This window comes from Mesorhizobium oxytropidicola (assembly GCF_056174625.1).
The window spans coordinates 2,760,310-2,782,612 of the sequence record NZ_CM149692.1 but is presented as its reverse complement, the minus strand read 5'-3'; the positions used below and the strand labels follow the sequence as shown (position 1 = coordinate 2,782,612).

16 protein-coding genes and 2 pseudogenes are annotated in these 22,303 nt (G+C 65.5%); 10 read left to right on the top strand and 8 right to left on the bottom strand.

Going from position 1 to position 22,303, the window contains the following annotated elements; translation table 11 throughout:
- Nucleotides 1-15 precede the first annotated feature (15 nt).
- Entirely contained in the window at nucleotides 16-1,473 is a 1,458-nt protein-coding gene (locus AC0V8S_RS13805) for an NAD-dependent succinate-semialdehyde dehydrogenase (RefSeq protein ID WP_183462053.1), read from the top strand.
- 33 nt (nucleotides 1,474-1,506) lie between these two features.
- Here the strand turns inward: AC0V8S_RS13805 and AC0V8S_RS13800 are convergent, their stop codons facing one another.
- Both AC0V8S_RS13800 and AC0V8S_RS13795 read right to left on the bottom strand, forming a co-directional pair.
- A complete protein-coding gene (locus tag AC0V8S_RS13800; RefSeq protein ID WP_475437999.1) occupies nucleotides 1,507-2,781 on the bottom strand; it encodes an NAD(P)/FAD-dependent oxidoreductase in 1,275 nt (424 codons plus the stop codon).
- 16 nt (nucleotides 2,782-2,797) lie between these two features.
- Nucleotides 2,798-3,466 (bottom strand): haloacid dehalogenase type II, encoded by a 669-nt coding sequence (locus AC0V8S_RS13795; RefSeq protein WP_183462057.1) that lies wholly within the window; start codon nucleotides 3,464-3,466, stop codon nucleotides 2,798-2,800.
- Between the two features lie 320 nt (nucleotides 3,467-3,786).
- Here AC0V8S_RS13795 and AC0V8S_RS13790 point away from each other — a divergent pair, with 320 nt between their 5' ends.
- The 7 genes from AC0V8S_RS13790 to AC0V8S_RS13760 all read left to right on the top strand — a co-directional run bounded on the left by AC0V8S_RS13790 (nucleotide 3,787) and on the right by AC0V8S_RS13760 (nucleotide 12,181).
- Nucleotides 3,787-4,626, top strand: coding sequence for a GNAT family N-acetyltransferase (locus AC0V8S_RS13790; protein WP_183462059.1), 840 nt, complete (start codon nucleotides 3,787-3,789; stop codon nucleotides 4,624-4,626).
- Nucleotides 4,627-4,636: 10 nt separating this feature from the next.
- On the top strand, nucleotides 4,637-6,010 hold the full coding sequence (locus tag AC0V8S_RS13785) for an aminotransferase class III-fold pyridoxal phosphate-dependent enzyme (RefSeq protein ID WP_475437998.1): 1,374 nt from the start codon (nucleotides 4,637-4,639) through the stop codon (nucleotides 6,008-6,010).
- 237 nt (nucleotides 6,011-6,247) lie between these two features.
- Entirely contained in the window at nucleotides 6,248-6,970 is a 723-nt protein-coding gene (locus AC0V8S_RS13780) for an HAD-IA family hydrolase (RefSeq protein ID WP_183462061.1), read from the top strand.
- 63 nt (nucleotides 6,971-7,033) lie between these two features.
- On the top strand, nucleotides 7,034-8,644 hold the full coding sequence (locus tag AC0V8S_RS13775; RefSeq protein WP_183462063.1) for an ABC transporter substrate-binding protein: 1,611 nt from the start codon (nucleotides 7,034-7,036) through the stop codon (nucleotides 8,642-8,644).
- Nucleotides 8,645-8,730: 86 nt separating this feature from the next.
- Nucleotides 8,731-9,681 (top strand): ABC transporter permease, encoded by a 951-nt coding sequence (locus AC0V8S_RS13770; protein ID WP_183462065.1) that lies wholly within the window; start codon nucleotides 8,731-8,733, stop codon nucleotides 9,679-9,681.
- A gap of 2 nt (nucleotides 9,682-9,683) precedes the next feature.
- The gene (locus tag AC0V8S_RS13765) at nucleotides 9,684-10,529 is read left to right on the top strand and encodes an ABC transporter permease (RefSeq protein WP_183465008.1); all 846 of its coding nucleotides are present in this window, start codon (nucleotides 9,684-9,686) and stop codon (nucleotides 10,527-10,529) included.
- Nucleotides 10,526-12,181, top strand: coding sequence for an ABC transporter ATP-binding protein (locus AC0V8S_RS13760; protein WP_183462067.1), 1,656 nt, complete (start codon nucleotides 10,526-10,528; stop codon nucleotides 12,179-12,181). The genes AC0V8S_RS13765 and AC0V8S_RS13760 overlap by 4 nt, the downstream gene beginning before the upstream one ends.
- A gap of 15 nt (nucleotides 12,182-12,196) precedes the next feature.
- Here the strand turns inward: AC0V8S_RS13760 and AC0V8S_RS13755 are convergent, their stop codons facing one another.
- Nucleotides 12,197-12,673 carry an Lrp/AsnC family transcriptional regulator gene (locus AC0V8S_RS13755; RefSeq protein ID WP_032933129.1) on the bottom strand — a complete coding sequence of 159 codons (477 nt, stop codon included), beginning with the start codon at nucleotides 12,671-12,673 and terminating at the stop codon, nucleotides 12,197-12,199.
- A 223-nt stretch (nucleotides 12,674-12,896) separates the two neighbouring features.
- On the opposite strand from AC0V8S_RS13755, the gene AC0V8S_RS13750 reads away from it, so the two are divergent.
- Complete coding sequence (locus AC0V8S_RS13750; protein WP_475437997.1) at nucleotides 12,897-14,222, top strand: NAD(P)/FAD-dependent oxidoreductase; 1,326 nt, start codon at nucleotides 12,897-12,899, stop codon at nucleotides 14,220-14,222.
- Between the two features lie 39 nt (nucleotides 14,223-14,261).
- Here the strand turns inward: AC0V8S_RS13750 and AC0V8S_RS13745 are convergent, their stop codons facing one another.
- The 5 genes and pseudogenes from AC0V8S_RS13745 to AC0V8S_RS13725 form a co-directional block, all read right to left on the bottom strand.
- Nucleotides 14,262-15,629, bottom strand: a complete 1,368-nt coding sequence (locus AC0V8S_RS13745; protein ID WP_475437996.1) for an FAD/NAD(P)-dependent oxidoreductase — start codon at nucleotides 15,627-15,629, stop codon at nucleotides 14,262-14,264.
- The gene (locus AC0V8S_RS13740) at nucleotides 15,626-15,928 is read right to left on the bottom strand and encodes a (2Fe-2S)-binding protein (protein WP_183462071.1); all 303 of its coding nucleotides are present in this window, start codon (nucleotides 15,926-15,928) and stop codon (nucleotides 15,626-15,628) included. The genes AC0V8S_RS13745 and AC0V8S_RS13740 overlap by 4 nt, the downstream gene beginning before the upstream one ends.
- Nucleotides 15,925-17,912: pseudogene (locus AC0V8S_RS13735) on the bottom strand (hydantoinase B/oxoprolinase family protein). The gene AC0V8S_RS13740 and the pseudogene AC0V8S_RS13735 overlap by 4 nt, the downstream one beginning before the upstream one ends.
- 4 nt (nucleotides 17,913-17,916) lie before the next feature.
- Nucleotides 17,917-19,994: pseudogene (locus tag AC0V8S_RS13730) on the bottom strand (hydantoinase/oxoprolinase family protein).
- Between the two features lie 106 nt (nucleotides 19,995-20,100).
- Entirely contained in the window at nucleotides 20,101-21,006 is a 906-nt protein-coding gene (locus AC0V8S_RS13725) for a LysR substrate-binding domain-containing protein (protein ID WP_475437995.1), read from the bottom strand.
- Nucleotides 21,007-21,122: 116 nt separating this feature from the next.
- On the opposite strand from AC0V8S_RS13725, the gene AC0V8S_RS13720 reads away from it, so the two are divergent.
- Nucleotides 21,123-22,247 carry an NAD(P)/FAD-dependent oxidoreductase gene (locus AC0V8S_RS13720; RefSeq protein ID WP_475437994.1) on the top strand — a complete coding sequence of 375 codons (1,125 nt, stop codon included), beginning with the start codon at nucleotides 21,123-21,125 and terminating at the stop codon, nucleotides 22,245-22,247.
- The last annotated feature ends 56 nt before the right edge of the window (nucleotides 22,248-22,303 follow it).

Genomic DNA, 22,303 nt, shown 5'->3' with positions numbered 1-22,303 from the left:
GCAAGGTCGTTTCCAATGAAAAACCTGAAAGACAAAAACCTCTTCCGCGAAGCCGGCCTGATCGGCGGACGGTGGGTCGCTGCCGGCTCCGGCAAGACCGTCGATGTCATCGATCCAGCGACGCAGGCTGCCATCGGCACCGTACCGGACATGGCTGGTCCAGAGACCCGTGCGGCCATAGAGGCAGCGGCTTCCGCGTACGGGCCTTGGAAGAAGAAGACCAACGCCGAGCGTGCTGCCCTGCTGGAAGCCTGGCACGGCTTGATGCTGGCGCATCTGGATGATCTCGCGCTGATCCTGACGACGGAACAGGGCAAGCCGCTGGACGAGGCCAAAGGCGAAATCCGCTATGGCGCGTCCTTCGTCAAATGGTTCGCCGAGGAAGCGCGCCGCATCAACGGCCACACCATCCCCTCGCCGACGCAAGACCGGCGCATCATCGTGCTGAAGGAGCCGGTGGGCGTGTGCGGCATCATCACGCCGTGGAATTTTCCCAATGCGATGATCACCCGCAAGGTCGCGCCGGCGCTGGCCGCCGGCTGCACCGTGGTGATCAAGCCGTCCGAGTTCACGCCCTATTCGGCGCTGGCGCTCGGCGTGCTTGCCGAACGGGCGGGCATCCCTGCCGGCGTCATCAACATCGTCACCGGCATGCCCACAGAGATCGGCAACGAGATCATGGCGAACGAGACCGTTCGCAAGATCTCCTTCACCGGCTCGACACGCGTCGGCTCGCTGCTGATGCGCGGCGCGGCCGACAGCGTGAAGCGGCTCAGCCTCGAGCTCGGCGGCAACGCCCCCTTCATCGTCTTCGACGACGCCGATCTCGACCTCGCTGTCGAGGGCGCGCTGGTCTCGAAGTTCCGCAATGGCGGCCAGACCTGCGTCTGCGCCAACCGCATCCTCGTCCAGGCCGGTGTCTACGACACCTTCGCCGCCAAGCTATCCGCCCGCGTCAACGCCATGACAGTGGGGCCGGGCACGCAGCCCGGCGTCGCCATCGGGCCGATGATCAACATGGCGGCGGTCGAGAAGATCAACCGCCACGTCGAGGACGCGCTCGCCAAGGGCGCTGCGATCATCACCGAGAAGCCGGCGTTGCCGGAGGGCCCTCAGTATGTCGCGCCGCTGGTGCTGAGCGGCGCCACCAAGGACATGCAGCTCGCCGGTGAAGAGACGTTCGGCCCGATCGCGCCGCTTTTCCGGTTCGAAACGGAAGAGGAAGCGATCGCGCTGGCCAATGGCACGCCCTACGGACTTGCCTCCTACTTCTACACCGAGAATTTGAAACGCGCCTGGCGCGTCGGCGAGGCGCTGGAGTTCGGCATGGTGGGTCTCAACACCGGCTCGGTCTCGATCGAGGTCGCCCCCTTCGGCGGCGTCAAGCTGTCCGGCCTCGGCCGCGAGGGCGCGCAGGCCGGCATCGAGGAATATCTCGAGATGAAAAGCTTTCACATCGGCGGGCTCGGCTGAAGCAATTCGGCTGAAGCCCGGCCGGTTCGACGCTCACTGGATCCGGTCGAGCGCCTTGTAGTAGAGCCCGACCATCGGCAGGAACCAGGGCTTGCCGGAATAGCCGGGAATGGATGGCCATTCGAGCCCCTTCAGCGGATTGCGGTCCTCGCGGCCGAGCATGGCATCGGCCAGGATCATGCCGAGATGGGTGGAAAGCTGGGCGCCGTGGCCGGAATAGCCCATCGCGTACCAGACACCGTCCTGGTAACCGGCGCGCGGAAAGCGGTCCTTGGTCATGTCGACCAGCCCGCCCCAGCAATAGTCGATCTCGACCTTGGCGAGTTGCGGAAAGATCGCCGCGAGGCCTGTCCGCGATATCTGTCCGCTCCTGGCGTCGGAGCGCTGGTCCGATGTCGCCGAAAAGCGTGCGCGGCCGCCGAAGATCAGCCGCCTGTCCGGCGAGAGCCGGAAGTAGTTGCCGATGTTCATCGAGGTCACGCAGGTCCGGTTGCCCGGCATGGTCGCGGCGATCTCGGCGTCGCTTAGCGGCCGCGTGGCGATGATGAAGCTGCCGACGGAAATGATCCTGCGGCGGAAATAGCTGAAGTCAGGCGTGGTGTAGGCGCCGGTCGCCACCAGCACATTGTCGGCGCTGATGCGGCCGCGCGAAGTGGTCAGCTCATGCCTGTTGCCGGCCTGCTTGCGATCCGTCACCGCCGTTTTCTCACGGATGACGGCGCCATGGCGGGCGGCTGAAGCGGCGAGACCCGCCACATAGCGTCCCATATGCATCATGGCGCTCTTCTTCGACAGCATCGCGCCATGGAAGGGCGAGCCGATCTCTGATTTCAGGTCGGCCGCCGACAGCAGCGCCGTGTCCGGATCCACTTCGGCATGAAGGGCTTCGAAGTTGCGGGCGATCGCATCAAAGTGCTGCGGCTTGGAAGCAAGCTTCAGCTTGCCGGCGCGGCGGAAATCGCAGTCGATGCCTTCCTCGGCAACCAGCGCCTCGATGGTGTCGACGGAGTCGTCGAGCGCCCGGTAGAGCGCGATGGCGCGTTCCTTGCCGAGTTCCGCCTTGGCTGAGAGATAGCTGTGGGCGAGGCCGTTGTTGAGGTGCCCGCCATTGCGCCCTGATGCGCCCCAGCCAACACGCTGCGCCTCCAGCACGACCACCTTGGCACCGGCGCTCGCCAGCTGGCGCGCGGCGGCGAGACCGGTGAAGCCGCCGCCAATGATCGCGGCGTCATAGTGCCCTTCGACCGGGCCTTGCGCCCCGCCGGAAAAGACTGGGGCGGTGTCGTGCCAGTAGGAGACGAACTTCATCGGCAATCCGCCTGTTTCAGAGCCCAACGACGCCAGCGAGACCCGAAATGTCTGATATCTCGACATAGCCGTAGTACGGGTTGGCCGGTTCGTGGCCGCGATTGACCCAGACCTTGTTCTTGATGCCGAGATCGTGCGCCGACATCAGGTCGTAGCGGAACGAAGACGAGCAGTGAAGAACATCCTCCGGGCCGCAACCCAACCTGTCGAACATGTATTCGAAGGCCTTGAAGCGTGGCTTGTAGGCCTGCGCCTGCTCGGCCGTGTAGACGGCATGGAACGGCGCACCGAGCTTCTCGACATTAGACATGATCTGCGCGTTCATGGCGTTGGAGAGGATGACCAACGGAATTTCCTTGGCGACCTTCGCCAGGCCGGCCGGAACGTCGGCGTGGGGGCCCCAGGTCGGGACACGCTCATAGACCATTCTGGCGTCGTCGGCGCTGAAGGCAACACCGTTGCGCTTGCAGGTACGCTCGAGCGCGTTGTGGACGACGTCGGCATAGGGCTTCCAGTCGCCCATGATCTCGTCGAGCCGAAACGCCGCGAAGTTCCTGATGAATTCCTGCATGCGCGGCTCATCGAGCCGACTGCCATAGAGATCGCGCGCCGCTTCCGCCATCTGGAAAAAGGTCAACGTGCCGTAGCAGTCGAAGGTGATGTATTTGGGCCTGAAGGAAGCCATAGCAGTCGATCTCCGGTGGAAGCACGTCCGTGCTGGGATGTATTTCATCATAGGACGGCCGGCAGCGACCCACCTGACCGAAATCGCCCTCCCGAAAGCAGAAAGTTCCGTATCCGCCATCCGGTTTGGCACGCTGTAGCATCTGGCGTGCCGATTGCGGGGCCGCGCGCGGCGTGAAGCGCGTCCGCCACGGACGGTGCCAGCACAAGATGCGGCGCACCCCTCGTGCTACGGCGAAAGATACTGTCCAAGCCAAAGCCTTCAGACGATCTGCGGCGCGCCGATGCCCGAGACTTGGGCTCTAGACGGAAGGATGCCTCATGCCGCAGGGCGAGATCGAACTCCAGGCCTTCGGGCCGCACCATATCGAGGGCGCCGTGGCGCTTTCTCGCCAGGAGAATTGGCCGCATCGCCCGCAGGACTGGCAGATGGCGCTGCAGCTCTCGAACGGCGCGGTTGCGCTCGACGATCAGGGCCGCGTCACCGGAACCATCCTGGTCACGCCCTACGGCATGGATTGCGCCATGATCAACATGGTGATCGTCGACAGGAACGCGCGCGGCAAGGGGCTTGGGCGCCGGCTTATGGATCAGGCATTCGCGCTTGCCGGCAAACGTCCGCTGCGGCTCGTCGCGACGGCAGACGGCATGCCTCTCTATGAGAAACTGGGCTTCGTGCCCTCCGGCATGATCCGGCAGCATCAGGGCAAGGTTGCGGCGCTTGGTGCGCCCGATGGCGTGGAAGCAGCCGGTCCTGACGATCTGCCTGACATCAAGGCGCTGGACCGCGACGCCTATGGCGCCGACCGCGAAGCCCTGATCGATGCGCTGGCGGAGCGCGGCCAATTCGCGGTCATCCGCCGCGACGGCGCCATCGAGGCCTATGCCGCGATCCGCCCATTCGGACGCGGCGAGGTGATCGGTCCGGTGATCGCGGGAAGCACCGACGAGGCGAAGGCCCTGATTGGCTTCTTCGCCGCGTCGCGCCCCGGCGCCTTCCTGCGTGTGGATACCGGCAGCGGGACCGGCATCGCCGGCTGGCTCGAGGAAATCGGCCTCGCCCATGTCGGCGGCGGCGTGGCCATGGACCGTCCACCCAAGACGGGCGTGGAACAGATCAGGCCGAAAGTTTACGCCCTCGCCAACCAGGCGCTCGGCTAGGAGGATAACAATGCTCGCCAATTCCCTGATCGAACTCGACCGCGCCCATCTCATCCACCCAGTCGCTTCATATCGTGGCCATGAGGCGCTTGGCGTCCGTGTCTTGAAATCGGCGAAGGGCGCGACCGTGACCGAAGCGTCCGGCCGGCAACTTGTCGATGGTTTCGCGGGGCTATGGTGCGTCAATGCCGGCTACGGCCACGACAGCATCGTCGAGGCGGCGGCCCGGCAGATGCGCGAGCTCCCTTATGCCACCGCCTATTTCGACCTCGGTTCGGAGCCGGCCATCCGGCTCGCCTCGGAACTGGCCGAGCGCGCGCCAGGCGACCTCAATCACGTCTTTTTCACGCTTGGCGGGTCGGACGCGGTCGACAGCACGATCCGTTTCGTCCGCTACTACTGGAACGCCAAGGGCGAGCCGCAACGCGACCAGTTCATTTCCATAGAGCAGGGCTATCACGGCTCGTCGGTGGTCGGCGCGGGCCTGACCGCGCTCCCCGCCTTTCACGCCGGTTTCGGCATTCCCTTCGAATGGCAGCACAAGATCCCTTCCCCCTATCCCTATCGCAACCCGGTGGGCGAGGACGGCAACGCGATCACCGCCGCATCGCTCGCCGCGCTGAAGGCCAAGATCGAGGCGATCGGGCCGGAGCGGGTCGCCGCCTTTTATGCCGAGCCGATCCAGGGATCGGGCGGTGTCATCGTCCCGCCGAAAGGCTGGATCAAGGCGATGCGCGAGCTCTGCCGGGACTACGGCGTCCTGTTCATCGCCGACGAGGTGATCACCGGCTTCGGCCGCACAGGCCCCCTGTTCGCCTGCACCGACGAGGAGATCGTCCCCGATTTCATGACGACCGCCAAAGGGTTGACCTCGGGCTATGTTCCCATGGGCGCCGTGTTCATGGCCGATCATGTCTACAACGTCATCGCCGATGGCGCGGGCGCCGCGGCTGTCGGCCACGGCTACACCTATTCCGCCCATCCCGTCAGCGCGGCCGTCGCGCTCGAAGTGTTGAAGCTCTATGAAGACGGCCTTCTGGACAATGGCATCAAGGCCGGTGCGCGCCTGATGGCAGGATTGGAGGGGCTGAGGGACCATCCGCTTGTCGGCGACGTGCGCGGTCGCGGCATGCTTGCCGCCATCGAACTGGTGGTCGACAAGGAAAAGAAGACGCCGCTTCCGGCGTCGGCAATGCCGGCACGGCGCATCTTCGACAGGGCGTGGGACAACGGCCTGATCATCCGTGCCTTCGCCAACGGGGTTCTCGGCTATGCTCCCCCGCTCTGCTGCACCGACGCCGATATCGATGCGATCATCGAACGCACGCGCCGGACGCTCGACCAGACGCTGGACGATGCCGATGTCCGCCAGGCACTGGCATGAAGGCGGCGAAATATGTCGTGTCTCGAAATATCGCCGGGGCGGACGATTTCGCAATTTTGTGCCGCGCCCTCACGCCTTTTCGGCGAATCCAGCGCGGGGGAAGTGCCAGACTGCAGTTAAGACAAGGCCAGAAAGCCCGGATTTCCGGGCCTTCGAAAAGGGCCGACGCCCCGGACAGCACGGAATTTTGTTCTGTTCAACACATGCAATTCGGCCGCGCGCAGAGGAGAGCCAGTCTTGGCCAGGGGCTTTAGCGAATTCAAATACTTGACCTTCGATGTGGTCGGCACGCTGATCGACTTCGAAGGCGGCATCACCACCTGCCTGGCCGGAATTGCCGCCGAGGCCGGCGTTTCGATCGATGGCGAGGAAGCGCTGAGCCTCTACCGGCAGGCCCGCTACATGCCCGATGCCGGCCTGTTTCCCGACGATCTCGTACGTGTCTACACAGTCATCGCGCCGCGGCTCGGCCTGCCCACTGACGAAAAATACGGCGTCCGCCTGCGGGATTCGGCCAGCCTCTGGCAAGGCTTCCCGGACAGCGCGGCGGCATTGGTGGACCTTGCGAAGTCGCACAGGCTGATCGCCATGACCAATGCAAGGCGCTGGGCGCTCGATCATTTCGAAAAGCAGCTCGGATCGCCCTTTTTCGCCACCTTTACGGCCGACGATACAGGCACCGAGAAACCGGACCCGGCCTTCTTCCAGAAGGTCTTCGATTTCGTCGCCTCCCGGGGCGACAGCAAGGACGACATCCTGCACGTCGCACAAAGCCAGTATCACGACATCGGCATATCCCGGGCGCTTGGCATGACCAATTGCTGGATCGAGCGCCGGCACGCCCAGAAGGGCTATGGCGGCACGATCGAGCCCGAGCGCTTCACCGCGCCGGACTACCACTTCACCTCAATGGCCGCATTGGCGGCGGCCGTGCGGGAAAGCCTGAAGGAACGAACCTGAGCCCAAGCCCGGAAAGCCGCAGCAAGACGAGCATCCCGGAAAAACAACCGAAAGGGGAATGATATGACCGACAAGATCACGAACTGGACCAGCGCAGACGATACCATGGTCGAAACCGCCATCCGGCGGGGCGCGAGCCGCCGCGAACTTCTCAAGATGCTGTTGGCCGGTGGTGCCGCGGTTGCCGCGGGCAGCGTGGTGCTTGGCCGTGCCACCCAGGCCGTCGCCGCCACGCCGGTTTCCGGCGGCAATTTCAAGGCCGCCGGCTGGTCGTCCTCGACCGCCGACACGCTCGATCCGGCAAAGGCGTCGCTCTCCACCGACTATGTCCGCTGCTGCTCGCTCTACAACCGCCTGACTTTCCTCGACAAGGATGGCGTCACGCAGATGGAGCTGGCCGAAAGCTTCGACAGCAAGGACGCCAAGACCTGGACGGTGAAGCTGCGCAAGGGCGTCACCTTCCACGACGGCAAGGACCTCACCGCAGACGACGTCGTCTTCTCGCTGAAGCGCCATCTCGACAAGGCCGTCGGTTCCAAGGTCGCCAAGATCGCCGCGCAGATGACCGGCTTCAAGGCGGTCGACAAGTCCACGGTCGAAATCACGCTCGCCGACCCGAATGCCGACCTGCCGACCATCCTGGCGCTGCACCACTTCATGATCGTCCAGGACGGCACCACGGACTTCTCGAAGGGCAACGGCACCGGCGCCTTCGTGCTGCAGACGTTCGAGCCGGGTGTGCGTTCGGTGGTCACCAAGAACAAGAACTACTGGAAGTCGGGCAAGCCCTATCTGGACTCCTTCGAGTTCATCGCCATCAGCGACGACAGCGCCCGCGTCAACGCGCTGCTTTCCGGCGACATCAGTTTCGCCGCCTCGATCAATCCGCGCGCGATGAAGCTTATCGGCGGCCAGCAAGGCTTCGAACTGTCGAAGACGACCTCGGGCAACTACACCGACCTCAACATCCGGCTCGACATGGATCCGGGCAGCAAGGCCGACTTCGTGACCGGCATGAAGTATCTCGTCAATCGCGAGCAGATCGTCAAATCGGCGCTGCGCGGCCTCGGCGAAGTCGGCAACGACCAGCCCGTCTCGCCAGCGAACATCTTCCACAATGCCGACCTCAAGCCGAAGGCCTTCGACCCGGACAAGGCCAAGTTCCACTTCCAGAAGGCGGGCCTGCTCGGCCAGTCCATTCCCGTGATCGCCTCCGATGCCGCGACCTCGTCGATCGACATGGCTGTGATCATCCAGGCCGCCGGCGCCGATATCGGCATGAAGCTCGACGTCCAGCGCGTGCCGTCCGACGGCTACTGGGACAATTACTGGCTCAAGGCGCCGATCCATTTCGGCAACATCAATCCGCGCCCGACGCCGGACATCCTGTTCTCGCTCCTCTACGCCTCCAACGCGCCCTGGAACGAAAGCCAGTACAAGTCGGAGAAGTTCGACAAGCTGATGATCGAGGCGCGCGGCTCACTCGACCAGGCCAAGCGCAAGGAGATCTACGGCCAGATGCAGACCATGATCTCCGAGGAGGCCGGCACCATCATCCCGGCCTACATTTCCAACGTGGACGCCCTCTCCAGCAAGGTGAAGGGTTTGGAGGCGAACCCGCTCGGTGGCATGATGGGCTACGCAATGGCGGAATATCTCTGGCTCGAAGCCTGAGAGGCGCCTGCCGGGGACCGGACGACCGGTCCCCGGCACCTATTGCGCAACATGACTTGGCCGAACGCAACCGCAGGAGCGCTTCAATGACGTCTGGGGTTCTAAACCTCGTGCTGAAGCGGCTGGCGATCGCGGTCGTCACGCTGCTGATCGTGCTGTTCGCCGTGTTTTTCGCCACCAGCATGCTGCCCGGCGACACCGCGTCGATCCTGCTCGGCCAGGCAGCCACCCCGGAGGCGGTCGCCGGCCTGCGTGAGGCCATGCATCTCAACGATCCGGCAATCCTGCGCTTCCTGCTCTGGCTTGTCGGCCTGCTCCACGGCGATCTCGGCACCTCCTACGCCAATGAGATGCCGGTCGCGGCGCTGATCGGCGGGCGCTTCGTCAACACCATGGAACTCGCCGGCATCACCACGCTGCTCTCGGTGCCGCTGGCGCTGACGCTGGGCATCACCGCCGCCATGCTGCGCGGTTCCCTCTATGACCGCGCCGTCACCGTTCTTTCGATCGGCGTCATCTCGGTGCCGGAATTCATGGTCGCGACGCTCGCGGTCCTGCTCTTCGCCGTTTATCTCAAATGGCTGCCGGCCCTGTCCTCGGTCAATGAGGCGCATACGCTGACCGACCTCGTGCGCATCTATGCCATGCCGGTGATCACACTTACCTTCGTCATCTCCGCCCAGATGATCCGCATGACGCGCGCCGCGGTGATCGAAACGCTCTCAACGCCCTATGTCGAGATGGCGCTTCTCAAAGGCGCCTCACGCGGCCGCATGGTGCTCAAGCACGCGCTTCCCAATGCGCTCGGGCCGATCGTCAACGCGGTCGCGCTGTCTTTGTCCTATCTGGTCGGCGGCGTCATCATCGTCGAGACGATCTTCAACTATCCCGGCATCGCCAAGCTGATGGTCGATGCGGTCGCCACCCGCGACCTGCCGCTGATCCAGAGCTGCGCGATGATCTTCTGCCTCGGCTATCTCCTGCTCATCACCGTCGCCGACATCATCGCCATCATGTCCAACCCGAGGCTCAGGTGACGATGGCGCGCGTGGCAGCTTCCCGACGGTCCTTGCTGGGCCACAGCTACAATCTCGTGGGTGTCGTGGCCGCGCTGGTCATCCTGGCGTGGACGCTGATCGCCATCTTCGCGCCCGCCATCATTCCCCATTCGATCGGCGACATCGTCGATGACGATTATTTCGGCCCGATGCGTCAGGGCTTGTGGCTCGGCTCGGACTATCTGGGGCGCGACATGCTCTCGCGGGTTCTGATGGGCGCGCGCTACACCGTCGGCATATCGCTCGCCGCCGTCGTCATCGCCTGCTTCTCTGGCGTGGTGCTGGGGATGATCGCGGCCGTCACCGGCGGCTGGCTCGACACTTGCCTCAGCCGCTTCCTCGACGCCATGAATTCCATCCCCAGCAAGCTGTTCGGCCTTGTGGTCGTCGCCGCGGTCGGCTCGTCGATCCCCGCGCTGATCCTGACGCTCGCCGTCATCTACATACCGGGCGCCTACCGCTTCGCGCGGGCGCTCGCCGTCAACATCAACACCATGGACTTCATGACCGTCGCCCGCGTCCGTGGCGAAAGCATCGCCTACCTCATCGGCTCCGAGATCCTGCCCAACATCATCCGCCCGGTGCTGGCCGATTTCGGTCTGCGCTTCGTCTTCATCGTGCTCTTGCTCTCCGGCCTGTCCTTCCTCGGGCTCGGCCTGCAGCCGCCGCTCGCCGACTGGGGCGCGCTGGTGCGCGAGAACATAGGCGGCCTGCCCTTCGCGGCGCCTGCCGTCATCATCCCCTCTCTGGCGATCGCCAGCCTCACCATCAGCGTCAACCTGCTGATCGACAATTTGCCGCAGAAGATCAGGGACCGCGACGCATGACCAATCTCGTCGAGGTCAGGAATCTGAGGATCGAGGCGACGACCGACGCCGGACGTGTCGTTGAAATCATCAAGGGCGTCAGCCTCGACATCGCCGACGGCGAGATCGTCGCCCTGATCGGCGAGAGCGGCTCCGGCAAGACGACGGTGGCGCTCTCGCTCATGGGCTATGCGCGGCCCGGCTGCCGGATCATCGGCGGCGAGATCAATGTGAACGGCAAGAACATGGCCGCACTGTCCGAAAAGCAGCGCGCCAAATTGCGCGGCACCGACATTGCCTATGTTCCGCAAAGTGCCGCCGCCTCGTTCAACCCCTCGTCCACCATCATGGAGCAGGTGATCGAGGTTACGCGAATCCACGGGCTGATGCCGCCCGAGCAGGCGCGAAAGCGCGCGGTCGAGCTGTTCAGGGCCTTGTCGCTGCCGGACCCGGAAGGAATTGGCGCGCGTTATCCGCACCAGGTTTCGGGCGGGCAATTGCAGCGGCTGTCGGCGGCCATGGCGCTGATCGGCGATCCCAAGCTGATGATCTTCGACGAGCCGACCACGGCACTCGACGTGACGACGCAGATCGACGTGCTGAAGGCATTCAAGTCGGTCATGCGGGCTGGCGGGATAGCGGGGGTCTATGTTTCGCACGACCTCGCCGTCGTCGCCCAGATCGCCGACCATATCGTGGTGCTGAAGGGCGGCGAAGTGCAGGAGACCGGCACCACCGCTCAGATTCTTTCGGCCGCCCAGCACCCCTATACGCGTGAACTTTTGGCTGCGTTCGAGCCGAAGCCGCGGCAAGCGCATGCCGACGCGGATGCCGGCGCCAAGCCGTTGCTGCGCATCGACAATGTGACGGCCGGCTATGGTGCGGTGCGGGCTGACGGACTGCCGCTTATCCGCGCCGTCGATACCGTCAGCCTGGTCGTCGAGAAAGGGCGCAATCTCGGCGTCATCGGCGAATCCGGCTGCGGAAAATCGACGCTGGCGCGCGTCATCGCCGGCATCCATCCGGCGGCGGCCGGCGACATCATCTTCGACGGCAAGCAACTGGAGCGCGCCGCAGGCAAACGCAGCCAGGACCAGCTGCGCGAGATGCAGATCGTGTTCCAGTATGCCGACACCGCGCTCAATCCGGCCAAGCCGGTGGAGGACATCATTTCCCGGCCGCTGGCCTTCTATCACCAGCTCGACAGGCAGGCGCGCTCGAAGCGCGTCGACGAACTGCTCGACATGGTGCGCCTGCCCAGGACGCTGCGCTACCGTCGCCCGTCGGAGCTCTCGGGCGGCCAGAAGCAGCGCGTGAATTTCGCGCGCGCTCTGGCGGCCGGACCCAAGCTGATCATCTGCGACGAAATCACCTCGGCGCTCGACACGGTGGTGGCGGCCGCTGTGATCGAACTGCTCAAGGAGTTGCAGCGCGAGTTGGGCCTTTCCTACATTTTCATCAGCCACGACCTCTCCGTCGTCGAAGCGATCTGCGACGAGATCATGGTCATGTACAATGGCGAGCGGGTGGAGCAGATCACACCCGACAGACTGATGGCCCCCACCCACCCCTATTCCAAGCTGCTGTTCTCCTCCGTGCCGAAGCTCGATCCGACCTGGCTCGATGGCCTCGTCCGCGACCCCGAACTGGTCAGCCAGTACGGCCACCGCTGACGAGACGGCAGAGCCTTACCTCGGGAACAGGCTGGGCAGCGGCATGTGCGCCTTGACGATGGGCGACTTCAGCACGACGAAGCTGAAATACTTGTCGATGCCGATATCCATGTCGGTCAGCCGCTCCATGATCGTCTGGTACTCGGCGATGCCGGCGGTCACGAATTTCATCAGATAGTCGTAGCCGCCCGACACGAGGTGGCATTCGATGACCTGGTCGATCTTCTCGACGACGGCGAGAAAGCGGGCGAAGTCGACCTGGCGATGGTTCTTCAAGGTGATTTCGGTGAACACGGTCAGCGTCTGGCCAAGCTTGCCGATGTTGATCTGCGCCGAATAGCCCTCGATGTAGCCCTCCGATTGCAGTCTCTTGACCCGCATAAGGCACGGGCTCGGCGACAGATGCACCAGTTCAGCCAGTTCCACATTGGTGATGCGGCCGTTCTTCTGCAATTCGTACAGAATCTTGATGTCGATCCGATCCAGTTTCACGGTCGTCTCCGCAGAACGCATGCCACAGCACAAAATGCTGCCTTGCCCATGGACATAAACACTACCACAGCCCTTTGGCCTGTCCATCCAGGCGGATACCGCTTTGAAACGCAGAGGCTCCCGATTTCGACCGGGCTGCCGGAATAAAATTCTGCTTCGGCCTCAACTGCGGCAGCGGCTGCCTGCACAACACGGTAGATTGGCGCGTCAAGGCAGAGAGACCATGCGCGCGCCGCTTCAGCAAATCGAGACATCAAGCGACCTGCCGCGATCCGCGGACGCGGTGGTGATTGGCGGCGGCATCGTCGGTGTCTTCACGGCCTATTATCTGGCCAGGCGCGGCATGCAGGTCGTGCTCGTCGAAAAAGGGCGCATCGGCGCCGAGCAGTCCTCGAGGAACTGGGGATGGTGCCGCCAGCAGAATCGCGACGCCCGCGAATTGCCTATGGCAACCCGAAGCCTTGACCTGTGGGACAGCTTTGCGGCGGAAACCGGCGAAGACACCGGCTTTCGTCGCTGCGGCCTGCTCTATCTCAGCAATGACGATGCGGAACTGGCCGGCTGGGCGCGCTGGCGTGATTTCGCCAGGACGGCCGGCGTCACCACGCATATGCTTGACAGCGCCGAGGCCAGCGAGCGGGGCCGCGCCACGGGCCGGAGCTGGAAGGGTGGTGTCTTCTCGCCGACCGACGGCACCGCCGATCCGTCGCGGGCAGCACCCTCGGTCGCCCGCGCCATCCTCAAGCTCGGCGGCACAGTGCACCAGAATTGCGCCGCGCGCGGCATCGAGACCGAGGGCGGACGCCTGAGCGGCGTGGTCACCGAAAGCGGGATGATCCGGACGAAGTTGGCGGTCCTGGCCGGCGGCGCCTGGGCATCCTCCTTTTGCCGGCAGTTCGGTTTCCGCTTTCCGCAGGCGTCGATCCGCTCCTCCATCCTGTCGGTGTCGCCAGGCGCGGAGGGTCTGCCGGATGCGCTGCACACGGCAAGGATTTCAGCCACGCGCCGTGGCGACGGCGGCTACACGCTCGCCATAAGCGGACGCGGCCGCGTCGACGTGACGCCGCAGCAATTGCGCTTCTCCTCGCAGTTCGTCCCGATGTTCCTGAAGCGCTGGCGCAGCCTCGTGCCCGGCGGGCTGCAGGGCGCGCGCTCGGGCCACGAAACGCTCCGACGCTGGCGGCTCGACCAGCCGACGCCGATGGAGCGGATGCGCATCCTCGATCCGGTCCCGGACCAGGCGACAATCCGCCTGACCCATGCCCGGGCGCTCGAACTTCTGCCGGAGCTCAGAAAGACCAGGATCAGCGCGGCCTGGGCCGGCTACATCGACAGCACGCCGGACGGCGTGCCCGCTATCGGCGAGATTGATACCATTCCCGGTTTCTTCCTGGCTGCCGGATTTTCGGGACACGGCTTCGGCATTGGACCCGGCGCCGGTCACCTCGTTGCCGATCTGGTGACCGGGTCGCAACCGATCGTCGATGCGAAATCCTATGATCCTCGGCGCTTCGATGCTTCCGTGTGGGGGAAGGTCGCCGATTTCTAGGATGATATCCTCATCCATGCGCGGTTTTTCGCAATCGCATCAGCCTTCCCGGAGAAAGGCGCCGACAGGCGCAGGCCGCACAGGCGCCTGCCCGCGAAACCGGCCGACAGCGCCCGGCGTGCAGCCGGCTTGCGCCGCGACAAGTTCGACGGCAGCCAACTGGCAATAGCGCCCCTGGCATCGGCCCATGCCGACGCGCGACAGCGACTTCACCCGGTTGGCCTCGCCGCCACCGAAATCCACACCTTGACGTAAGGCTCCGGCAGTGACGTTCTCGCAGCGGCAGACGATCGCGTCGTCGGGGAGCGCCCGCACCGTCTCCGCAGGCCAGGGAAAGGCGCAAGCCAGGCCGCGGGCAAAACGCTCGAGCCGGGCAAGCTCGCGCAGATCGGCCGCGGTGGAGGGCGCCGGAAATCCAAGATCGGCAAGGCACGCCGCCGCGGCCAGACACCCCGCGATCTCCGCGCCATCCGCCCCGAGGAGACGAACGCCGTCACCCGCAAGATAGACGCCGTTGCCGGCGCGCCCCATCCGATCGGTCTTTGGCAGCCATTGCCGCCACTGCTCATCATAGGTGAAGGCGCATCCCGCCAGGTCGGCGAGATGCGTCTCGGCCCGCAGGTGCCAGCCCATGCCGATCGTGTCGCATTCAGTGAGGCGCTGCCTTCCGCCGGCGTCGCGCCAACACATCGCCGTGACGCCTTGCCCGTCTGCCTCGATCCGTTCGAGGCTCACGCCGGCATGGTAGTGGCCGCCGAGCCGCACCCGCAGAACGAGGCCGCGCAGTGCGACGAGCGGCCGGGCGGCCAGCATCCAGAGCCCTCGCATCTGCTGGTGCCAGGGAGAGGTGTCGAGCACCGCCGCCACATCCGCTCCGGCCTTGATGAGCTGGGCGCCGACCAGCGTCAGCAGAGGCCCCGATCCGATCAGGACGATGCGGTGCCCCAGCGCCACGCCTTGCGCCTTGAGCGCGATCTGCGCCGCGCCAAGGCTGTAGACGCCGGCGCTCTGCCAGCCCGGGACCGGAGCGACACGGTCGGATGCGCCGGTGGCAAGGATCAGGCGGTCATAACTGACCAGCTGCACGCCGCCCTCCCCCAGCACGTGCAGCCGCCCCTCCTGCACGGCAATAACCGAGCTGCCGGCGCGATGGGTGAGTCGCCCGTCTGCCGCCAAGCGGTCGAAGAGCGCATGCAGCGCGCGTGCCTTCGCCGCCTCCGACCCATAGAGCTGCTCCGGCGTGCGGACGAACCCGTCAGGCGGGCGACGATAGATCTGGCCGCCGGCGCGATTGCCTTCGTCGATCACAACCGGATGGAGCCCCGCCTCGACCAGCGCCGCCGCCGCCCTTATGCCGGCGGGGCCGGCGCCGACGATCACGACCCGGGGCGATGAGGTCTCGTTCACGGCCAGCTCTCCGGCGGCGTCGTGCGCAACCGTATGCCTTGCGTGATAAGGGTCGAGCATGCCCGTAGGCGCGGCCCCTCCTCCTGCCACACCCAGCAATCCTGGCAAGCTCCCATCAGGCAGAAGCCGGCCCGCGGCTCGGGTCCGAACTCGGACATTCGCAACGCGTGCCCTGAAGCCAGCATCGCGGTCAGCACGGTGTCGCCCGCGAGCGCGCTACGGATTTCACCGTCGAGAAAGAAATGCAGCTGCGCCCGATCGCGCTCGGCCAGCCGGACGATGCGGCCGGCCGAGATCATTCCGCGGCCTCTCGCACCGGCCCGGGACGCGGCAATTCAGGGAACCGTTCGCAGACAGCATCGAAAGCCGCCTGGACAGCCTCCGCCCCGGAGCGCCCCTTCATGCGGCGGAAGATCTCCGTCTTGGTGAAGAACCGCCAGTGGATCGGCAAATCCCCCGAGTATGGCGGTGAGCCGGTCATAGGCGGCTGGCGTCCACTGCGCTTCGTAGCCTTCGCGCTCCGGACCGAAATGGAAATGGCCGGCGCCCGGCTCGTGATGCGCGCGCCGCCTTTCCGTCGCCTGCTCATCGACCTCGCCTTCGCGAATGACGACGCCATAGTCGCGTTCGGCCGCTATCGGCGAGATATAACCGCGCCGCACATCCTGCGCGACCCGCCAGGGCTCGCGTTCGTACGGATCGCCGCGCCCGCCGCCTCCGGCGGAGCGGATATCGAGCACGTCGCCTGGCTGCAGCACCGCCGTGTCGATGTTGCCCAGCCGCCGCTCGTGCTCTGTCCCCGGATTGACGATCATGTCCGACAGGCCGGCCGCCTTGCCGCCCAGCACGCCCCAGGGACGGAAGAAGCTGCGGTCGCGGTTGCGCGCGGTGATCCTGGAGTCGGGAGCAAAGACGCGGAAGGCCATCTCGGTCGCCAGCCCGCCGCGCCAACGCCCCGCCCCGCCACTGTCCCTGGCGAGCCCGTATTTTCAGGAATTCGACCGGGGTCTCGGTCTCGGTGATCTCGATCGGTGTGTTCTTGAGATAGGCGGCATCCGCACCCGAGCCGTTGGTCCCGTCGCGATGCGGCATCGCCCCGCCGCCGCCTACCACCGGGTTCACCGCCGTGATGACGGTTCGGCTGGTGCGTTCATCCGTGGTCATGACGTTGACGATGCAGTTATTGCCGGCCGGCGCCGCGGGCAGGCGCTCCGGCACCGCCTGCGAGAAGGCGCCGAAGATGACCGACCGCAGCCGGGCGCAGGTGAGCGAGCGCATGCCGACGGCGGCGGGGTGGACCGGATTCAGCACCGACCCCGTGGGGGCGATGCAGGTGAACGGCCGGGTGAGGCCCGTGTTGAGCAGGATTTTCGGGTTGAGCGTATAGAGCACGTAGTAGACGCCCACCAATAGCATGGTGTGGCGCGGATCGCCGCCCGAAGGCACGTTGAGCGAGGAACCGAGCTGCGGATCTGAGCCGGTGAAGTCGAGCACCGCCTCGTCGCCCCTGATCGTCAGCCTCAGCTTCAGCCGGCACGGATTGGCCTCGACGGAATCCTCATCGGCGTAATCGGCGAATTCCCACTTGCCGTCGGGCATGGCGCGCAGCACGTCGCGTGCCTGCGCCTCCGCATGGTCGAGAAGCGCGGCAACGCCGTCGACGAAGCCGGCCTTGCCGAATTTTTTCACCATCGCCTGGATCTTGCGCTCGCCGGTGTTGAGCGCGCCGACCAGCGCCTTGATGTCGCCGATGTTGAGGTCGGGCTTGCGCACATTGGTGCTCATGATCCGCAGGATCATCTCGTCGAAGACCCCTTCGTTCACCAGCTTCATCGGCGGAAAGCGGATGCCTTCCTGATGGATTTCGGTCAGCGCCCGGCTGAGCGAGGCCGGCACCGCACCGCCCATATCGGTGTTGTGGATGTGCCCTCCCGTCCAGGCGACGATCTCGCCATCGACGAAGACCGGCTTCCACAGATGCGTGTCTGGCGCGTGCGTGGCGACGTGGCCGGAATAGGGATCGTTGGTGAACGCAACATCTCCCGGCCGGTAGTCGCCGACCATCGCGATGGCGCGGTGATAGGAAAGCCCGGGATACCAGGTGGCGCCGAGTTCCATCGGCACGGCGAAGGTCGCCCCCGATCGATCCATCAGCATCACCGTAAAATCCTGCGTCTCCTTGACGAAAGCCGAGTGCGCGGTGCGGTGCAGCGTGTGGGCCATATTCTCGGCGGCCGCGCGGGCGTGGTTGGCCAGAACCTGAAGGTTTGTGCGGTCGAACATGGCGTCACTCCGCGAAGGTCAGCAGAAGGTTGAGATGGCGGTCGACCCGTGCCTGCGCTCCGGCGGGAATGGCGAAGGTGGTGTCTTCCTGAACGACCACGGCAGGCCCGTGGAACGTGCTGCCCGACACGAGGGCCTGGCGGTCGTGCAGGTCGACCATTTCGACGTTCAAGTCGGTATAGACCGGGAGCCGGCGCGCCGGGATGGCTGCAACATCCACTTCTTCGGTCTCCGGCAGGGAGAGTTTCGGACCCGCGCCTATGGCGGACAGCCGGACGTTCACAAGCTCGATCTCGCCGTCGGGATCGTGGAAATCGTAGAGCTGCTGATGGGAGAGGTGGAAGGCCTGCTCGATGGCGGCCAAATTGCCGTCCATCAGCCATTCCGGCGAGAGGACGACCTCGATCTCGTAACTCTGCCCGACATAACGCATGTCGCAGGAGAGGTTGAGTTCCGCCGCCGCATCGTGCCCCTGCGCCGCGAGCCAGTCACGCCCCTCGCGCGCCAAGGCCTCGAAGGCCTCGCGAATTCCGCCAAGCGCCACGGCCGACAGCGGGCTGAAGATGGTGCGGATGAAATCGCCGCGCAAATCCGCCACCAGCCCGCCCAGCGCCGACACCACGCCGGGGCGACGGGCGCCATGACGCGCTTCATGCCGAGTTCGCGGGCAAGAAAGGCGCCGAGCATCGGTCCGCCGCCGCCGAAAGGCATCAGCGTGAAATCGCGCAAATCCACCCCGGCGCGCGACGCGAGCTTCTCGACCTCGACGAACATTTCCGACACCGCGATATCGAGGATCGCCTGCGCGGTCTGCTCGACCGGGCGGCCGAGCCGGGCGGCAAGCTCGCCGACCGCGTGCTGCGCCAGTCCGGTGTCGATCCGCAGCTGGCCGTAGGCCATCTCGCTGTGGCCAAGCCATCCGCACACCACCATGGCGTCCGTCACCGTCGGCCTCTCGCCGCCACGGCCATAGCAGGCCGGCCCTGGCGTCGAACCGGCCGATTCCGGTCCGACCCGCAGCACCCCTTGCGCGTCGACAGTGGCGATCGAGCCGCCGCCGACACCGATCGAGCTCACCGACACGGAGGGGATATGCAGCGGGAATTCGCCGATCAGCTCGCCGGTGCCAAACTGCGGCTCGCCGTCGATGATGAGCGCGAAATCGGCCGAGGTGCCGCCAATGTCCAGGGTAAGGATCTTGTCTTCACCAGCCTGGCGCGCCAGCCACGAGGCGCCGATGACGCCCGAGGCCGTTCCCGACAAAAGCATGTTGACGCAGGCGCGCTTGCCCTCGGCGGCGTTCATCAGCCCGCCATTCGACTTGGTCAGCATCGGGCGGGCCGGCACGCCGCGGCCCTTCAGCCGCTCTTCCAGCGCCGTCAGATAGCCGGAGACGCGCGGATGGACATAGCCGTTGAGGATGGCGGTCGAGCTGCGCTCATATTCGCGAATAACAGGCCACACCTCGGCCGAGGAGAAGACGAAGAGATCGGGCGCGAGACGGGTGATCGCCGCCTTGACCGAGGCTTCCTGCGCGGCGTTGCGCCAGGAATGGAGGAAGCAGACGATGATGCCCAGCGCGCCGTTCGCCTTCGCCACGGCCACCGCGCTTTCCACCGCCGCCATATCAGGCGCCTGGGATTCGCTGCCATCGGCGCGCATGCGGGCCGGGATGCCGAACACCATGTCGCGCGAGATCAGCGGATCCGGCCGCGCGCAGAACAGCGAATACATGTCCGGCATGCGCAGCCGCGCCAGTTCGATGACGTCCTCGAAGCCGGCATTGGTGAACAGCGCAAGCGGCGCGCCCTTGCGCTGGATGATGGTGTTGATGCCGACAGTCGTACCGTGCACGAAGCGCGTCATGCGGGCAGGATCGAAACCTTCGCGCTCGGCGAGAAGGGTGAGGCCCGTCATCAGCTCGGCACCGGGATCTTCCGGTGTCGTCAGCACTTTCAGCGAGGCGACGCGCCCGGAATTTGCTTCGAGCGCGCAGAAATCGATGAATGTGCCGCCGATATCGACGCCGACCTTCCAGTCGGCTTCGTTCCGCGCTTCGTCCGCCGCGATGGCACCATCCATGATGCGTCCCTTCCTGTCTGCCAACCAAAGCTGACACGACAGGATGGCCAGGGTCCAAGACGGATGACGCGGAACGATATAAGTCTTACTTATGCCCCTGTCCTGCTTATGCCCTTGCCTTGTCACCGCCCAGCACGATGGAACAGGCCGCGCGGATCTGCTCGCGCATCATCTCATCGGCCCGCGAAAGCGCCCGTGTGCGCGATGTGAGCAGCGCGATCGGAAATTCCGGCCCATTCGCGAGCGGCCGGACGGCAAGCCCGGCAAACTGATGCCAGGGCAGCAGCGCGTCGACCAGGGCGACACCCAGGCCGGCCTGGACGAAGCCGACGGCCGAGATGGAGACATCGATCTCGAGCGACGGCGAAATCGCCACACCCTGCGCGCGCGCCGCGTGCGCCAACTCGTCGGCGGGGCGGGTGTTGCCGCGATAGGATATCAAGTCCTCGCCGGCGAGGTCGGCGAGCGTCAGCTCGGTTTTCCCGGCCAATGCATGCCCGGCGGGCAGCAGGCAGGCGAAGCCGACACTGCCGATCACTTCCGCCTCGATGTCGGGAGGCAGGCGGTCGTCCAAGGCCACGCCGAGACTGGCATCACCGGCGCGCAGCATGTCGACGATGGCGGCGATCGGCGCCATATGGGAGCGCAGCAAGATGTCGGGATGCTGCGCCCGGAAGCTGGTGAAAGCGCGCGGCAAGATCGCCATGGCCGGCGGCGGCGAGGCCGCGACCCGCACCAGCCCTGTCCGGCCGAGGCGCAGGTCGGTGGTCTTGCGGCGCAAGCCCTCAAGCCCCGCCGACAGCCGCTCGGCATCGGCAAAAATCTCGAGCGCCTCCGGGGTCGGCCGCAGCCGGCCCTTCGCGCGCTCGAACAGCGTGAAGCCGAGTTCGTCTTCGGTGTGGAGCAGGATCTGGCTCAAAGCAGGCTGGGAAATGTTCAGCATCCGCGCCGCGGCGGTCACGGTGCCCGCGCGCATCACGGCGATGAACACTTCGAGCTGACGCGCCCGCATTGCCGCTCCATAGGTTAAGCTTATGGCTGTTGTCCAAACCCATCTTTGACGCAATCCTGCGGTGCCGACAAGATCGGCTTTGTCAGGGGATTGTCCGCTCGGCGCAAGGAATAACCATGGATGTGATCGTGCTGGGCGGCGGGCTGATGGGAACGGCTTGCGCCTATTTCCTCGCCGGGCGCGGCGCGCGCGTGACGCTGATCGAGCGCAACCGGGTCGGCACCGGCGCGACCGTCGCCTCCTTCGGCAACATCCGGCGCACGGGACGCCATCTGTCCCAGCTTCCACTGGCGCACCGCTCGCTGCGGCTGTGGGGCGAGGCCGAAAAGATGCTTGGCCGCGACGTCGAGTTCCGCGCCACCGGCCATATCCGCCTGATCTTCGATGAAGGAAGCCTTGCCGACATGCGGGCCTATGCCGAGGCAGCACGGCCCTGGGCGCTCGAGCTGGAAGAACTTGGCCCACGCGAGATCCGTGCCCGCTTTCCCGGCCTCGGGCCCGAAGCGATCGCCGCGTCGTTCTCACCACAGGATGGCAGCGGCAATCCGCGGCTGATCGCGCCAGCCTTTGCCGAAGCCGCCCGCAAACTGGGGGCGCAAATCATCGAGGGAGCCGAGGTCGAGAAGATCACCCATACGGGTTCCGGTTTCCTTGTCGCCACTTCGAAAGGTTCATTCGCCGCCGACTGCTTGCTCAACACCGCCGGAGCCTGGGGCGCGCGCATTGCCGCACAGTTCGGCGAAGACGTGCCGCTCGACGCCCGCGGCCCGCAGATGGGTGTGACCGAGCCGCTGCCGCATCGGATCCTGCCGGTGGTCGGCATCTGGACGCGCGACAAGGACCATGGCGCCTATCTGCGCCAGGTCGAGCGCGGCAACATCGTCTTCGGCGGCGCGGCCGAGAGGGTCGCGGTGGACCTCGATCCGGGCCACGCGGTCGCCGACCCGATGCGGCTGCCGATGCAATTGCGCGCGGTCGCGCGGCTGCTGCCGGCAATTGCAGAGGTCGCGGTCATCCGCACCTGGTCCGGCTGCGAGGGCTATGTGCGGGACATGCTGCCGGTCATGGGAGCTTCGGCGACGACGCCAGGCCTGTTCCACGCCTTCGGCTTCTGCGGACATGGCTTCCAGCTCGGTCCGGGCGTCGGCGACGCCATGGCCGAGCTCATCATGACCGGTGGTTGCGAGACACCGCTCGATGATTTCAGGATCGATCGTTTCGCCCGCGCAGCTTCGCGATGAGTGCTTTCGCGAAGGACGGTTCAGTTCGAGCCTCCGCGCCGGACCTGGCATCTCTG

Excerpts from the sequence above, each read along its gene's own strand:
- AC0V8S_RS13725 (WP_475437995.1), bottom strand. The coding sequence starts at position 21,006 with ATGCGGGCGCGTCAGCTCGAAGTGTTCATCGCCGTGATGCGCGCGGGC.
- AC0V8S_RS13795 (WP_183462057.1), bottom strand. The coding sequence starts at position 3,466 with ATGGCTTCCTTCAGGCCCAAATACATCACCTTCGACTGCTACGGCACG.
- AC0V8S_RS13800 (WP_475437999.1), bottom strand. The coding sequence starts at position 2,781 with ATGAAGTTCGTCTCCTACTGGCACGACACCGCCCCAGTCTTTTCCGGC.
- AC0V8S_RS13790 (WP_183462059.1), top strand. The coding sequence starts at position 3,787 with ATGCCGCAGGGCGAGATCGAACTCCAGGCCTTCGGGCCGCACCATATC.
- AC0V8S_RS13805 (WP_183462053.1), top strand. The coding sequence starts at position 16 with ATGAAAAACCTGAAAGACAAAAACCTCTTCCGCGAAGCCGGCCTGATC.
- AC0V8S_RS13785 (WP_475437998.1), top strand. The coding sequence starts at position 4,637 with ATGCTCGCCAATTCCCTGATCGAACTCGACCGCGCCCATCTCATCCAC.
- AC0V8S_RS13750 (WP_475437997.1), top strand. The coding sequence starts at position 12,897 with ATGCGCGCGCCGCTTCAGCAAATCGAGACATCAAGCGACCTGCCGCGA.
- AC0V8S_RS13770 (WP_183462065.1), top strand. The coding sequence starts at position 8,731 with ATGACGTCTGGGGTTCTAAACCTCGTGCTGAAGCGGCTGGCGATCGCG.
- AC0V8S_RS13740 (WP_183462071.1), bottom strand. The coding sequence starts at position 15,928 with ATGATCTCGGCCGGCCGCATCGTCCGGCTGGCCGAGCGCGATCGGGCG.
- AC0V8S_RS13775 (WP_183462063.1), top strand. The coding sequence starts at position 7,034 with ATGACCGACAAGATCACGAACTGGACCAGCGCAGACGATACCATGGTC.
- AC0V8S_RS13720 (WP_475437994.1), top strand. The coding sequence starts at position 21,123 with ATGGATGTGATCGTGCTGGGCGGCGGGCTGATGGGAACGGCTTGCGCC.
- AC0V8S_RS13765 (WP_183465008.1), top strand. The coding sequence starts at position 9,684 with ATGGCGCGCGTGGCAGCTTCCCGACGGTCCTTGCTGGGCCACAGCTAC.
- AC0V8S_RS13760 (WP_183462067.1), top strand. The coding sequence starts at position 10,526 with ATGACCAATCTCGTCGAGGTCAGGAATCTGAGGATCGAGGCGACGACC.